The following is a 15,253-nucleotide window of genomic DNA, read 5'->3' on the forward strand; positions in this document are numbered from 1 at the left end:
CCCTGCTGCACCCGCGATCCAGGAGGATGGACATGACGACGCACAAGACCCCGACGGACGGCGGCCGTCGGCGGGCAGGGCTCGTGCTGGCGGTGTGCTGCCTGAGCCTGCTGATCACCGCCTTGGACACCACCGCCGTCAACGTGGCCCTGCCCGCCGTCGGCCGCGATCTGCACGCCCCGGTCAGCGGCCTTCAGTGGACCGTCGACGGCTACACCCTGGCGGTCGCCGCCTTCATGTTGCTGGCCGGATCCACCGCCGACCGGATCGGGCGGCGCCGGGTGTTCCAGGCCGGGCTGGCCCTGTTCACCGCCGGCTCACTGGCCTGCTCCCTGGCCCCGAGTCTGGGTTGGCTGATCGCCTTCCGCATCGCCCAGGGCCTGGGCGCCAGCATGCTCAACCCGGTCGCCCTGTCGATCATCACCCACGCCTTCCCCGATCCCCGCGAGCGCGCCCGCGCGATCGGGCTCTGGGGCACCACGGTCGGCCTCTCCCTGGCCGCCGGCCCGGTGGTCGGCGGCCTGCTGGTCGCCTCGGCCGGCTGGCGCTCGATCTTCTGGATCAACCTCCCGGTCGGCCTGGCCGCCCTGGTACTCGCCGCGGTGTTCGTCCCCGAATCCAGCGCCGCTACGCCACGACGCCCCGCCCCGGTCGGTCAGGTGCTCGTCGTCACGATCCTCACCTCGCTGATCTTCGCGATCATCGAGGGCTCCCGCCAGGGCTACGGCAGCACCCCCATCATCGCCCTGTTCACCCTGGCCGCGGCCGCGACCGCGGCCCTGCCCGGTTACGAACGACGCCGCGAACAACCGCTGATCGACCCGGTGTTCTTCCGCTCGCTCCCGTTCACCGGCTCCTTCGTCGCCGCCGTCACGGCGTTCCTCGTCCTGTCCGGCTTCCTGTTCCTCAACACCCTGTACCTGCAGGACGTGCGCGGCTACAGCGCCCTGCACGCCGGCCTGCTGACCGTCCCCCTGGCCGCCGGTACCGCGATCGCCTCACCCCTGTCCGGCCGCCTGACCGCCGCCCGCGGCCCACGCCCGCCCCTGGTCGCCGCCGGCCTGCTGATCGCCGCGGCCGCACTGACGCTGACCACCCTCACCGCGACCACGCCATGGACGGTCCTGCTCACCGCCTACGTCCTGCTGGGCATCGGATTCGGCCTCGTCAACGCCCCGATCACCAGCACCGCCGTGGCCGGCATGCCCCGCGCCCAGGCCGGCGTGTCCGCCGCGATCACCACCACCGGCCGCCAGGTCGGCAACAACCTCGGCGTCGCCGTCCTGGGCTCCATCGTCACCACACGCACCCGAACTCCCGGGCACTCCGAACTCGCCGCCGCCAGCCACCCGGCCTGGTGGATCCTGGCCACCAGCGGCCTGCTGATCACGGCGATCGGCCTGGCCACCACCACCCGCCACGCCACCACCACCGCCGCCCGGGTCGCCGCACACTTCCCGACCGATGCCACGCCCGATGTCACGCCCGATTCCACGCCCGATTCCACGACCGATCCCACGACCGATTCCACGACCGATTCCACGACCGCGCCGAGCAGCAGGGGCGGTTCGGGGGTTCAGGTCGAAGCCAGGGCCTCGGTAGGGGTGAGTCGTGCGGCGCGGATCGACGGGTAGACGCCCGCCACGATGCCGACCACGACCGCCCCACCGATGCCGCCGAGCAGCACTTGGAGCGGGATGACCAGCGGCCAGCCCTGTGAAGTGGCGTAGCCGAAGGTCACGAGGGCGCCGATGACAGTGCCGGCGATACCGCCGAGGCCGGACAGCGCCACCGACTCGGCGAGGAACTGGCCACGGATCTGCCCTCGGTTGGCTCCCAGTGCCCGGCGCAGTCCGATCTCCTTGCGCCGCTCCAGCACCGAGATGACCATGGTGTTGGCCACGCCGATACCCCCGACCAGCAGGGCCACGCCCGCGAGGCCGAGGAACAAGGCGGAGAAGGCGGTCTGGGTATCCCGTTTCGCGGCCAGCGCGTCGGAGGGCCGGCTGATCTGCACCAGGCCCGGCTCCTGCGGATCGATGGTGGCGGGCATCACCGCGCGCACCGCTTCGATCTGTGACTCCTGGGACTGGACGTAGATCACGGTGGGGTCGCCGTTGAAACGCAGCTGGGTCTTCGCGGCGTCCCAGCCGACCAGTACCGAATGGTCGATGTCCGGCGCCAGTGGCACCGGGGCGAGGATGCCGATGACGGTGAACCAGTGGCTGTCGATGTAGACCTGTGGGCCGGGCCCACCGGGTGGCAGCGTGGTGATGCCGAGTCGGGTCGCGGCCGCGGAACCAAGCACCGTGGTGGGGAAGCCCTCGGTGGCCGCGTCGAGGAAGCGGCCCGACTGGACTCTGCCGTTGACCGCCTGCAGCAGGTTCAGTTTGGCGGCCAGGACGGCGAGGCCGGTGTCGTCGTCGGGGTCGACCTTGTCGGTGCGTGCGACGACGGTGTTGGTGTTGGCGACCGCACTGGCGACGGTCACCGGGCCGATCCGGGCGACCATGTCCGGCGATTCGGGTGGGAAGACCACCGGCGGATTCTGGCCGGGGTTGGCCGCGGCCTGCAGCATGTTGGTGCCCAGCGCCGACAGCCGTACCAGCAGGGCCTGCTGGCTGGACGCCGGAATTCCCATGACGATGATCATCGTGGCGATACCGATGGAGATGCCCAGGGCCGACAGGGCCGCGCGCGCCTTCCGAGTGCGGATGCCCAGCAGTCCGAGGCCGAGAACATCGGCCGGGGCCAACCGCACCGGCTTGGTCCGGTTCGCGACGGACCTGTGCGTGGCGGCGCCGTGCGGGCCGTCGCCGTGCGGGCCGCCCCTGTGCGTGCTGCCGTTGCTCATGCGCTGACCCCGGTACGGCTGTCGGACACCAGATGCCCGTCCAGGATTTCTATCTGACGTGGCATCAGTTCGGCTATGCCTCGGTCGTGGGTGATGATCGCGATGGTGGTTCCCTCGTCGTTCAGCTTGGTCAGCAGCGCCAGGACCGCTCTGCCGTTGGCCGTGTCCAGGGCGCCGGTGGGCTCGTCCGCGAGCACCAGGGCAGGCTCGTTGACCAGCGCCCGGGCGATCGCCACCCGCTGCCGCTCGCCGCCGGAGAGCTGGTGCGGCTGGTGCCCGACGCGGTGTGCCAGACCGACCCGGCCCAGCGCTTCCAGCGCCAGCGGGCCCCGTCGGCGGCGTGGCACTCCGGCGTAGAGCAGCCCGGTGGCGACGTTCTCCACGGCGCTGAGTCCGTCCGTGAGGTGGAACTGCTGGAACACGAAGCCCAGCCAGCGTCCGCGCAGCGCGGACAGTCGGCGGTCGGAGAGTTGTGCGATGTCGTGGCCGCCTATCTCCACCGTGCCGCTGGTCGGTCGGTCCAAGGTGCCCATGATGTTGAGCAGGGTGGACTTCCCCGAGCCGGACGGTCCGAGGATGGCCAGCAGTTCGCCCTCGTCGATGGTCAGCGAGACGTCGTCCAGGGCCTTGACCCCGCCCGGATACGCCATCCCGGCCCCGCTCACCACAAGCACCGGAGTCATGCGGTGGTCACCACCTGGGTGCCCGCCGCGATGCCGTTGCCGGTGATCGCCACCATGCCCTTCGCGAACATCCCGGTCTGGACCGCCACCAGCCCGCCGCCCTGGAGTTGCACGGCGTAGCCGCCGCCGCTGAGCGCGAGGAGCGCGCCGACCGGAACGGCCAGCACTCCGGTCGCGGTCCCCGACACGAAGGCCACCTGGATGGTGGCCGAGTCGAAGCTCTTCACCGCCGAGGCGTCGTCGATGGCCACGGTCACGTTGACCGTGGGCGGGCCACCCGGCAAGGCACCCGCGCCGGTGCCGGAGGTGCTTCCTTTGACGGCGGTGTCGACGCCGCCGACCGTTCCCGGCGTCGTCGAGTTGTCGGGCAGGGTGATGGTGACCTTGTCGCCCTGCTTGATCGAACCGATGTTCGCCGGATCCACCGGCACGGTCACCACCTTGTCGGTCGGCGTGACCGACATCAGTGCCTGGGTCCCCTGCTCGCCGAGCTGCGTCTGCAGGGAGCCGATCCGGATCGCGCCCGGCAGAACCACCACATCGCCGATACCGAGGCTTCCCGTCGGCTGCAGGCCGACGGCCGCCTGCCAACGCTTGACCGCGGCGATCAGGGAAGTGGTGACAACCCCGTCGCCCGATTCCACCGTGATCCTGGTCGGCGCCGCCGGTGTGCTGCCACCGGCGGTCGAGCCCGCGGCCGGCCCGCCGCTGGGCGCACTCGTGCCGCCCGCGGGCGCAGCCGCGCCCGCCGCGCCGGAGGGTGGCGTGCTGGTCCCGGCGGCCGGAGCCACTGCTCCTCCCCCGTTGCTCGGCGCAGCCGTACCGCTGCCGGACGGCTGGTCGGCTGCGGGCTGGGTGATCACGGATCCGGCCTTCGGCTGCGGACCGACGTCGTAGCCGAGGGCCTGCAGGTTGCTTGCGACCACCTGGACGTCCCGCCCCACCAGGCCTGGCTTGTCGAGGGACCGGAACAGCGGGGTTCCGCCGTAGAAGAGCGGCACCGGCTGGTCGTTCACCCGGTAGAGCTCCTGCCCCCTGGTCACGGTGGTTCCTGCGGCGGGGAGCGCGGTGATGATGCCCTGCTTGGCACCCGTCAAGGTCTGCGGCGTGCCGAAACCCAAGGTGCCGCTGATGGTCTGACTGTTCGACAGATCCGTCTTGACCACAGCGACCGTCCGCACCTGCGCGCCGCTGCTCGCGGCTGCGTGCGGCTTGCCTCGGCCGCTCAACACCACCGCGCCGGCTGCTCCGATGCCGACTGTCACGGCAAGGGCGACGATCACGGCCACGCGCCGCCTGCGCTTTCCGCGCCGGGGTGGCTCGGTGGCGGGAACGTCGGCGATGTCGCCGACGCCCTCGATGCCGTCAGTGCCGCCGACGCCGTCGATGCCGGCCCTCGCGGCGTCAGTGCCCGCTGCCACTGAACGCCTCCATCTTGCAGGTCGATATCACCTGGTCCTGCTGCGCCTGGGGCATCGTGGGCTGCCCGTCGAAGCTCCACCCGCTGTCCCCGCTGCCCGGGGTGCCATAGGCCTTGACCTTCAGGCCCTTGCCGTTGATACAGTTGACCCAGGCGCTGAAATCAGCGGCGTAGTTCGGGTTCTGCTTCGGATCCGTCTGCGGCGGCAGCAGCGGCATCTTGGGCAGGCAGGCCGTGCGAGCGGCCTCGGGGATGGAAACGCCCGGGGCCACTTGCTTCTCCACGGGCTGTCCGGGCATGGAGATCCCGCCCGACAATGGGACTCCGTTGGCGCCCAGGCAGTCGTTGTACGCGCCCCACAGTTGCGCATCGCGCGCGGTCGTGTCGTCCAGCCGCTCCTGCGGCCGGTCGGCGGTGGACCCGGGCGCCGGGGTGCTCGGGGCCGTGCCCGTCCCGGAGGCCGCGCTCGTCCCGGGGGCCGGAGTCCCGGCGGCCGCGCCCGTCGCGGGGGACGCGCCCGCGGCGGACGAACCCGGAGCCGCGGCGCTCGGGAGCGAGGCCACGGCGGAGCCTCGTGCGCTGCTCTGCGCGCCCGAACCGGCACCGCACGCCGTCAGCGCGGCCAGCGGGACCAGCAGCACGGCGGAAAGCACCGCGGCCCGGGGCATCCGGCGGTCCGGACGCTGCGAACGATCATCAGTTGACTTCGGCATGGCTGCGATGATCGCCAATGGATTTTAAGAACTTGTCAGGATGTCTTTCGATTCCGATGACGTGACGACCTGATGGAAAGTCATGCCAGAACGGTCCACCTATGATCGAAAGCGTGAGCGCATATGTCCTGGTGGCCGAGGACGACCCGAAGCAGGCCGAGCTTATCCGTCGCTATCTGGAGCAGGAGGGCCACTGCGCCGCCGTCGTCCACGACGGACGCGCGGCGATCGACGAGGTCCGGCGGCGTGAGCCGGACCTGCTGATCGTCGATGTGATGATGCCCCGGGTGGACGGCCTCGACGTGTGCCGCATCCTGCGCCGCGAGTCCGAACTCCCGATCATGGTGCTGACCGCCCGGTCCGCCGAGGACGACCTGCTGCTCGGACTCGACCTGGGCGCCGACGACTACATGACCAAACCATTCAGCCCCCGTGAACTCATGGCCCGGGTGCGCGTCCTGCTCCGGCGCTCGCAGCGGGCACAGCGCGGCGGCCCGGCCGACCCGGTGCTGCGGGTCGGCGATCTCACGGTGGACCCCGACCGCCACGAGGTCCGCGTCGCCGGCACCCCGGTGCCGTGCACACCAGGGGAGTTCGAGTTGCTCCGCACCCTGGCCGCACACCCCGAGCAGGTCTTCAGCCGGGCCCAACTACTGGGCGGCCCCGGCGGGTTCGGCCCCTACATATCCGAGCGCACCATCGACGTACACATCATGAACCTGCGCCGGAAGATCGAACCCGACCCCCGGCACCCGGTGCGCCTGCTGACCGTCTTCGGAGTCGGCTACAAGCTCACCGACGGCACGGGCGGACGCCACCATGCGCCGTAGGGTCCCGCTGCGCAAGAGCCTGCTGGTCCGGCTGCTGGCCGCCTCGATCCTGGTCGCGGTGTGCTCGGTCGCAGCCACCGCCTGGCTGGCGGTGAACACCACTTCGCAGGAGATCCAGCAGGAACGGGTCCAGACCCTCTCCGACGACGCCGGCAGCTACGAGACCCTGCTCGGCTACGCGGCGACCCACCATGACTGGGACGGCGTCGGCCCCGTGCTGGCGGACCTGGCGAAGAGGACGGGTCGTCATATCGCCCTGACCACCCAGAGCCGCCAACCCATCGGCACGCCAGTCGATTCGGGTGGCGCCGCCGCCCCGCACGCGTCGCCGGGCCCGTCCAACGTGTCGCCGGTCCCGTCCAACGTGTCGGCGGTGATCGACCCGCTCGACGTGGACCAGACGCTGGCACCGGGCGGCGGCGCCACCCGGATCGATCCGCGCGCCGTCGGGCCGTTCGCCCTCTCCGCCGATGAACTCGCCCACCTGCGCTCGCAGGCCGGCCGGACCGCCGACTGCCTGCGCACGCGCGGATTCGCCGCCGAGACCGGCACCGACCCCAGCGGCCGACCGAACGTGACCGTCGCCGGGCTCGCCCCCGACGACAGCACCGCCACCGCCTGTGCCCTTCCCCAACTGTCCGCTCCCACCCCGACCGAGCAGGCGGCTCTGAGCAGGCTCAGCGAGCTGGTCGACGCCTGCCTGTCGCCCCAGGGGCTGGGGCCGGTCAAGCTCGGAATCGGCCCAGGCGGGGTAGTACCGAAACCCCAGGTGCAGAACCCCGGATGGTCCTCCACCGGTTCCGCCACCCCGCCCGGCCCCACCGTCGCCCCTACGACCACGCCCACCCCGTTGCCGAACCCGAGTGCCGACAGCGCCGATCAGGCCGTGGCGACCTGTGTCGACGCCAGCCGCCGCCAGCAACTCGCGCCCTATGTCGCCCCCGCCGCACTGCTGTTCATCAGCGACCGCAACGGAACCACCACCACGGCCTTCCACCTGACCCGAGCCGGAATCCTGCGCATCGCCGGCGTCACCGGCCTGGTCCTGGCCCTCACCGTGGCGCTCTCAGTCCTCCTGGCCACCCGGCTGGTCCGGCCGCTGCGCGCGCTGACCGACGCCGCCCAGCACCCCACCGAACCACACGCCCGCGTCCCGGTGACCGGCAACGACGAGATCGGCTACCTGGCCGCCGCGTTCAACGACCTCTCCGAACGCCGCGAGCGGATCGAGGAGCAGCGCAAGGCGATGGTCAGCGATGTCGCGCACGAACTGCGCACGCCGCTCAGCAACATCCGAGGATGGTTGGAGGCCACCCAGGACGGCGTGGCCACCCCCGACCGGTCGTTGATGGCATCGCTGCTGGAGGAGGCACTCCTGCTGCAACACATCATCGACGACCTGCGGGACCTGGCGGCAGCCGACGCGGACAGCTTCCGCCTGCACCGCGAGCCGATCCGGATCGCCGACCTCCTCGACCAGGTCGCCGAGGCCCACCGGGCCCGCGCCGAGGCCGCCGGCGTGCTCCTGAACGTGCTGTCCACAGACGGGGACGCCGAGTTGGTGGCCGACCCGGTGCGGCTGCGCCAGGCCGTCGGAAACCTGGTGGACAACGCCGTGCGACACACCCCGCGCGGCGGAAACGTCACGGTCGGAGCCTACCCGGCGGGCGACGAACTCATCATCGAGGTGACGGACACCGGCACGGGTATCGGCCCCGACGAGCTCCCCCATGTCTTCGACCGGTTCTGGCGCGCCGAGAAGTCCCGCAGCCGCCAGACCGGCGGCAGCGGCCTGGGCCTGGCCATCGTCCGCCAACTCGCCCACGCCCACGGCGGAACGGTGACCGCGGCCAGCCGACCCGGCCACGGCGCGGTCTTCACCCTGCGGCTGCCGAGGACGGACGGAACGGACGGGGGGTGACCGGCACTGGTGCGCAAGTGTTGCGGACCCTCGAAATTGGTCCAGATAATGAAGAGGCCCCAGGCCGCTGGCCTGGGGCTTTACCTCGGAGCGGGCGACGAGAATCGAACTCGCGCTATAAGCTTGGGAATCCTTGGTCCTTCGGGCCGAAATGGCCTCTGGCCTGCGGCGATACCTGATCAGGTGGGTTCGTGGCGGATCCAGTTCCAACCGCTGCTGACCGTCCTTCACCGCCCGTTCTGGCACGGATCTGGCACGGCCCAGATCAGCTCACCCACCAACCCCCACCTGCGCCCCTGGGGCTGACGTAGCGCCTGCCTCAGGCTCTCACGTTGAACGCCTCGCCGATAGGGCAGGCGCCTCGCGCCTCTCGGACGATGCCGGTCAGTCGTGGGAAATCGACAGATTGGGCTGCCACGATCAACCGACAGGGCTGTGCCCTGGCTGCGTCTGCCCAAAAGCCATGGCGTTCAACCGTGCGCTATGTGCTGCCGGCGACCCGGCCGCGCAGTGCCTCGACTTCGGCTCTCAGGGCAGCGTTTTCTGCTTCCAGCTCAGCCTTCGTACGTCGTTTGGTAACCGGCGCGTCCTGGGGTTGGCCGCTCCGGGCGTCTGGTGAAGCCTTTGCTGGAGGCTCTGCAAGAGGGCCGAGAGGTTCGAAGGCGACGATGATCGATGGGTCGGCGCCGCACGTCGGACACCGTTCCTTGTCCGTCGCCCCACGGTCGCGGCGCTCGCTCTGCCGTAGACGCGTGACCTCGACGATGTGTCCGCAGTACAGGCGGACGCGCCAACGCATGAACTCCCATGGAGGACTGGGTGGTCCAAGCAGCGCGCAGAGACTCTTCCAGGTCGCTTCGGACATGGGCGGCGCCTTAGCAACCTGTTCGGCCACCCACGCATGGGTCCGCTCAGTTTCTTGTTGTCTCCGGTGGTCCGCCCGCGTGAGCTGGTACTGATCCAGCGGGCCACCGTGGCTTATGTATTCGACCGTCACCTCGATGACCGTAGGACTTCCAGGCGGCCCCTGCGCTGGATCCTCTCCGGCATCACCCGTTCGAGCGACAGCATCAACGGACGCGGCCCGAAACGGTCGTGGTCGGCCGGGGCCCGTCGGGGGCTCCCCTGCGCGATTAACTGCCCAGGCTCGGCGGTGGTGCCAGCGGCCAGCAGCAATGGCCGCTGGCAACCAGGCGTGACGTGGCCTTCCCAAAGGTCGACGTGACGCTGAACACTACTGTCCGGAGAACCATGGGAGGGGACGGGATGGCCAAGCAACGTGGACGTCGATCACCGGCACGGAAGCGCCAGCACAATCAGTGGAGGGTAGCGCTTGCCGGTAGCGCTCTGCTGGTCGTCTTGCTCGCGCTGCTCTGGTCAGTGATCTGGCCCTACCTGCTCGGCGGGGCTGTGATCGGCGGTGTTGGAGCACTGGCGTGGAGGCTATGGCGCACAGACCGACTTCTCCGCAGCGGCGACCGGCGTTGGAGGGCCGAGGAACTCGTTCGGGCCGGCCACCGGACCCTTGCGGAAGTGGACAAGATGACCGGCACCGAGTTCGAGGAGCTGGTCGCCGACCTTTGCCGCCGCGACGGGTGCTCCGAGGTCCAGCGAGTAGGAGGGGCTGGCGACAACGGAGCCGACGTTCTCGGCCATCTGCCAGACGGGCGCACGATGGTGATCCAGTGCAAGCGCTACGCGCCCACCGCCTCCATCCCGAGCCGCGAAGTCCGCGACCTCCTGGGTGCCAGGCAGCACTTCAAGGCCGACATCGCGATCTTCGTCACCACAACCCGATTCACCCGCCCCGCCGAGACGTTCGCTCAGGAGAACGGGATCATCGCCATCCATCGCGACCACTTCGGCGTCTGGAACAACGGCGCCAGCCTGGAGTCGTTAGCTCACGTCAGCGGAGCAGGCCAAGGTGATACTCGCCATCGCGCCCGATGGAAGAAGACCTACCAAGCCGACAGCCGATAAGTCCCGGGTCGCGTCAGGGCTGGGCTCCACCGAAGGAGCTCAGCCCTGACCGCTGCTGGCGATGCCCGAATTCGTGCCGACGGCCGACAATCCAGGCCTAGCCGAACCTACTGGCCGAAGCCCTTCAGGAGTTCCCAGTCTCCCTGCGCATCCTCGACGTCCTGCTCCCCCACCAAGAGGTAACTCCAGATGACGTCGACATCCGGTGAGGAGTTCGCGGTGTTGGCCCACCTCTGGGCAGCCCGACGCTTACCGATCACCTCGGCGGAGGTCATGTCCCTATCGGCCTTCGTCTCCACTAGCCAGCCGTGGCGCTTCCCGTCCTTCTCCTCGATGACGACGAAGTCGGGGTTGTACTGGCGACTGTCCGATGTCCACGTGATGGGCACGTCGTTGATGTGTAGACGCGCCCAAACGATGACATTCTTGCCGTTGTCGATGGCGTTGGCCGCCTTGAACTCGGGCGTGGTGTCGAACCAGGCGTGGCTGTAGAGGTTCTTGCTCCATCCGTTGAAGGCAACAGCCTTGTCGAACGAACCGTCTGCGTGTCCAGCAACCCGCCGCTTGCGTGCCTCGCGGGTCTTGCAGAGGGCAACCAGTTTCACGTCGTCGGAGTAGGTTACCTGACCCGAATTGGCGTCCCGGAGCGTCTTCGCGACCTCGGCGGCGAGCCGCTGTCCGCATCGCTCAAGGAAGGCTGAAAGGTGGTTGGCAGCCTTGTCCCCCATCGACTCAACGAGGCGCCCGACAATCCGTTGGGCAGCGCCGACCTCCAGAGGACGGTTCGGCACGCCCTTAACGGCCATTACCCGGTGGACGAGGGCTTCCTGGGAGGCTGACAGCGGGATCTCCATCGGGAGCGCGGAGCTTATCCTGTCGGCAGCCGTCTCAGTGCTGACCCGCGCTGTGCGTCCGTCGTGGCTAGCGACGATCTTGGTTCGCTTGTACTCGTTCGAGATGTCAGTGGTCAAGGCACGCCCGAGCCGTTCGAACGGGCCGTAGTCACTGATGTCGTTGAGGCTGACCGTGACGGGCTGCGGCACCGATACCAGAAGCGGGATCAGAATCGGCTCTCGGTCCGCCAGCGGTTCGTAGCGGACTGCCACAGAGGTCTTTTCAGCGGCCTCCTGTGCCTGACGGGTGCGGGTTTCGACGTCCACGACTCCGGCTGCCGCACCGGAGCCAGTCGGCTTGGCGGGCTCGGCATCGCCGCCCGGCCTGGGGGGCTCGCTGACGGTCTGCTGGCCGGCAGCCTGCTCGCCGCCCTGGCTGGTGCCGGCGCCTTCCGGGCTCGGAGCCGCCCCCTGAGGGCCGATGACCTCCGACTCGGCCTCCACCGTCTTCTGGCGGACCACGGTGCTGCCATCCGCCAGTCGCCGGATTTCGGCGTAGGTGCCGTAGTCGATGAACGCTTCGTTGAGGACCTTCCGCTTTTCCAGCAGTTCGGTGTACTTCTCGTGGGCCAGGACCTCGAGGGTGTCGAGGAGCTCGACCTTCGTGTATTTGCCGAACGGGAGCCGCATGCCCCGGCCGAGGGTCTGCTCGGTCATGACTTCCGAGACCGACGCTCGCATGGAGGCGATCACGTAGACGTTCTTGACGTCCCAGCCCTCTTTCAGCATCCCGACGCTGATGATGATGCGGACCGCTGAGTCGGGGTCCTCGACGGCCTGGAGGTCAGCGAGCGCCTTCTCCTTGTCCTCTCCGGTCAGCCGCGAGTGGACAAGAAGAGTCTTCCCGACCCATGCACCGCCGTCGAAGGTGTTGGAATCGAGGACGTCCTGGAACTCTCCGGCTTCCTGGATGCTCCGGGCGATGACGAGCATGACCGGGTTCACCCGCGGCAGATCGTTCTCATCACAGTAGGCATCGGCGGCTTGGGTCTTGTAGCGCAGAAGATTGACCCCGTCGAGCAACTTCGTCTCGACGTCGGAGCGGTCGTCGCGACGACCCACCATGACCGGAGTCTTCACCAGTTGGTCGGCGATGGCGGCGGCCAACGGATAGCGGAAGGCGATCATTGACTCGTCAGCCTTCACGGGTGTGGCCGTCATGCCGACCACCAGCTCGGGCTTCAGCTCTCGGATGGTCCGGGAGAATGCCGGGCCCCGGTAGCAGTGGTGCTCGTCCGCCAGAATCACCAGGTCGTCGAGCCGCGAAAGGTACTCGAAGAACGACATTCCCAGGTTCTCCTGGGATTCATGCGTCGCGCGACCCTCGCCGGAAGAGGAGGTAAGGGCCTGGACGGTGAAGATGTACAGCTTCGTAACCGCCGGATCATCCATCGCGATCCGGGTCGCCTGGGTGTTGAAATTGTCAGCGGTGATGACAACTGGATTGGATCGCAGCAGGTGTCGTAGCGACTTGCGCTGGCCCGGAGTGAAATTCTGGATCGACTTATCCCGGATTGTCCGCCCGGGAGCCAGCAGTAGGAAGTTTCGCACCGGTGCCTCCGCCCCGGCGAAATACTCCATGAGTCCGGCCATCACGTAGGTCTTTCCGACACCGGTGGCCGAGTCAACAATGCACTCGTACGGCTCAGAATTGCCCTGCACGTCATAGTGATCAGAAGTGCGGAGCAGGACCGACTCGATGGCCTTGCGATTCGGTGCCCGAAGATCCAGGCGATGGGCCACCTCATCCAGGAGGTCGGACTGGAACTGCAACTCACCCATCAGGCGCTCTCCCCTTCGCTCACAGGTGCGGGTGCTTCAGCTTCGCCGGTGGTGCTTTCCTCTGGCTGCGCGCCGGAGTGGCCGGCGCCAAATGGCGACCTGCGGGCTGACTTCCGGCGGTAGTTGGCTAGCACCTTATCCGGGATCAGTTCGAGCCGTGACCCACTACGTGCCGCCTTCAACGCTTCTGCGGCACCATCCTCAATTTGGGTCGCCCACACCTCGACCGCCTCATCCTCGACCAGGTGGTCGAGGATCGCCGCGACTGTACCTTCGCCGACCATGCCGTCGATGACCACGTAGCGGGTTCGGCTCTGCTTTGCTGCAAAGATCCCCTCCGGGCTGTATGGGACTGACAGCTGGGCGCACATCGCCTCGGCCAGCGCACCTCGGGTTGCCCAGTCAGCAAGGAGAGTCATCCCGGACATCTCAACGAACATCGACTCGCCGACCTGAAGGTGGGTGAAGCTCCCTCCGCCATGCCAGTTGACGGTCGTGACGTTCTTGGTCTTGGTGGCTGCCTTGAGAGCCTTGACCGTAGTGGCATCGAGCTCAGCTCCGACGGCCTTGGTGACCTTGGTGAGCAGACGGTTGAACTCCTGCGCTTCCTCAGGGGTCATTCCATCAGGAAGGCCGCCCTCGTCGTCCTCATCATCATCCATCGCCGGGACCCGCTCGGTGACGGTAGTGATGCCCCCAGGGTCCTGGCCGTTGACGACCTTGGCGAGCCTAGGCAGCGTGTATCGGGCCACGGTGTCGGCCAGCAGTTCGCTGGTCACCCATCGGCGGCCCATCTTGTGGGCGACTGCCGCAGTGGTACCTGAGCCAGCGAAGCAATCCAGGACGATATCGCCGGGGTTCGACGCAATGTGGATAACGCGAGCCAGCAGGCGCTCGGGCTTCGGCGTCGCGAACGGATGCTCGTCGGGGAACAGGGCCTTGATCTCAACCTTCCCGCGAAGGTTCCCTCCGACCTCGCTGCCCAGCCAGAGGGTCTCGGGGACGCGGCCGTTGTCCTCGAGGTGCTTCTTGCGCTGGATCCGCTCGCGGAGGCCGAGCATGACGATGTCCGGCCAGTGGCCGGCGTCGTAGCGCTCGCGGGCGAGCTTGGCTGCCTCTTCGACGGGTACCGCCAGCATGATCGCTGGCACACCGGCCTTTACCTTCTCCGGCGTTGTTCCGCAGATGCGCGCGCGCTCCACCTCGTCGCCGATGTCGCGCAACTCGTAGGGCGCATATTCCGACATCTGCTCCAGCATCCACGACTGGGCCTTCCCCCAGCAGCGGCCCGCAGTCGGATACATCAGACCACCGGTGACCGGGTGCTGGATCGCGTACACCATTGGATGGTTCGTCGCCGCCTTGCCCGCGGTCGCATCCCCGTCGCGCCACGGCACAGGGTCACCGTCACGTGATTGGTAGCGGCTCGTGTTCGAGGCCGCGAGCCTGGGCATTCTGTTCGGGGTCCAGGACTCGGTCTTCCGGTAGACCAGGATCGTGTCCTGAGATGTCGAAAGTCCTCTGGTGTCGTTCCTGGGCGAGTCCGCCTTCTGCCACGCGACCTCGGCGACGAAGTTGCTTTCCCCTAGCTCCTCGTCGAGAACAACGCGACACCGATGCGATTCCATGTGGTCGAGATGCACCCACACGGATCCGTCGTCGGCGAGCAACGGCCTGATCTGGCGGATCCGGTCCCGCAGGAGGGTGAGCCAGATTGAGTGCTGGATGTTGTCTTCGTACTGGGCGAATGCCTGCCCCGTATTGAAGGGTGGATCGATGTAGACCAACTTGATCCGGCCGAGATACTGCTCGGCGAATGCCGGGATCTTGGCGAGTGCGTCCAGTACGTGCATCGCGTCGCCGGTGAGAAGGAGGTTGTCCTTGGTCGGCTCTGGCAGGTCTGCCGGGCGGGTCTCCGGTGTCGGGGCCTCAACTCGGCTGGCCTCGTGGAGAAGTCTGACCTCGGAGACGCGGTAGTCCGACGGGTCGACGAACGTGTAGTCGTACCTACCGTCCCCGGTCGACAGGAGCGTCTTGTCCTTGTCGGTCCACGTCAGTTCGAGGCGACCCTGGTGCCGGGGCGTTGAGTTCGAGGCCATGCAGAGATCCCTTGTGATGAACCAGTCGTTCGGATACGTGGTGGTGAGGCAAGACCGGCCCCACCACCACGCCACGTT

General features: G+C 68.3%; 10 protein-coding genes. 4 read left to right on the forward strand and 6 right to left on the reverse strand.

Going from position 1 to position 15,253, the window contains the following annotated elements; translation table 11 throughout:
• The first annotated feature begins 32 nt into the window (after positions 1–32).
• Entirely contained in the window at positions 33–1,634 is a 1,602-nt protein-coding gene (locus tag ABH937_RS32930) for an MFS transporter (protein WP_370220317.1), read from the forward strand.
• Here ABH937_RS32930 and ABH937_RS32935 read toward each other — a convergent pair.
• The 4 genes from ABH937_RS32935 to ABH937_RS32950 are packed head-to-tail and all read right to left on the reverse strand — an operon-like array spanning position 1,577 to position 5,670.
• On the reverse strand, positions 1,577–2,854 hold the full coding sequence (locus ABH937_RS32935) for an ABC transporter permease (protein ID WP_370220318.1): 1,278 nt from the start codon (positions 2,852–2,854) through the stop codon (positions 1,577–1,579). The two genes, ABH937_RS32930 and ABH937_RS32935, sit on opposite strands and share 58 nt — an antisense overlap.
• A complete protein-coding gene (locus ABH937_RS32940) occupies positions 2,851–3,537 on the reverse strand; it encodes an ABC transporter ATP-binding protein (RefSeq protein WP_280691739.1) in 687 nt (228 codons plus the stop codon). The genes ABH937_RS32935 and ABH937_RS32940 overlap by 4 nt, the downstream gene beginning before the upstream one ends.
• Positions 3,534–4,958: a peptidoglycan-binding protein gene (locus ABH937_RS32945; RefSeq protein ID WP_370220319.1), complete on the reverse strand. Its 1,425-nt coding sequence runs from the start codon at positions 4,956–4,958 to the stop codon at positions 3,534–3,536. The genes ABH937_RS32940 and ABH937_RS32945 overlap by 4 nt, the downstream gene beginning before the upstream one ends.
• Positions 4,942–5,670: a hypothetical protein gene (locus ABH937_RS32950; RefSeq protein WP_370220320.1), complete on the reverse strand. Its 729-nt coding sequence runs from the start codon at positions 5,668–5,670 to the stop codon at positions 4,942–4,944. The genes ABH937_RS32945 and ABH937_RS32950 overlap by 17 nt, the downstream gene beginning before the upstream one ends.
• A 113-nt stretch (positions 5,671–5,783) precedes the next feature.
• Between ABH937_RS32950 and ABH937_RS32955 the strand changes: the two genes are divergently transcribed.
• The 3 genes from ABH937_RS32955 to ABH937_RS32965 all read left to right on the forward strand — a co-directional run bounded on the left by ABH937_RS32955 (position 5,784) and on the right by ABH937_RS32965 (position 10,401).
• Positions 5,784–6,500, forward strand: coding sequence for a response regulator transcription factor (locus ABH937_RS32955; protein WP_280691736.1), 717 nt, complete (start codon positions 5,784–5,786; stop codon positions 6,498–6,500).
• Positions 6,490–8,421 (forward strand): ATP-binding protein, encoded by a 1,932-nt coding sequence (locus ABH937_RS32960; protein ID WP_370220321.1) that lies wholly within the window; start codon positions 6,490–6,492, stop codon positions 8,419–8,421. The genes ABH937_RS32955 and ABH937_RS32960 overlap by 11 nt, the downstream gene beginning before the upstream one ends.
• 1,542 nt (positions 8,422–9,963) lie before the next feature.
• Positions 9,964–10,401, forward strand: coding sequence for a restriction endonuclease (locus tag ABH937_RS32965; RefSeq protein ID WP_370220341.1), 438 nt, complete (start codon positions 9,964–9,966; stop codon positions 10,399–10,401).
• A gap of 107 nt (positions 10,402–10,508) precedes the next feature.
• Here the strand turns inward: ABH937_RS32965 and ABH937_RS32970 are convergent, their stop codons facing one another.
• Together ABH937_RS32970 and ABH937_RS32975 are read right to left on the reverse strand one after the other, a co-directional pair.
• Positions 10,509–13,076, reverse strand: coding sequence for a DEAD/DEAH box helicase family protein (locus ABH937_RS32970; RefSeq protein WP_370220322.1), 2,568 nt, complete (start codon positions 13,074–13,076; stop codon positions 10,509–10,511).
• Positions 13,076–15,175, reverse strand: coding sequence for a site-specific DNA-methyltransferase (locus tag ABH937_RS32975; protein ID WP_370220323.1), 2,100 nt, complete (start codon positions 15,173–15,175; stop codon positions 13,076–13,078). Before ABH937_RS32975 ends, ABH937_RS32970 begins: the two co-directional genes overlap by 1 nt.
• Positions 15,176–15,253 lie beyond the last annotated feature (78 nt).

Origin of the sequence: Kitasatospora sp. GAS1066B (assembly GCF_041262605.1) — a bacterium.
Taxonomy (GTDB): Bacteria; Actinomycetota; Actinomycetes; order Streptomycetales; family Streptomycetaceae; genus Kitasatospora.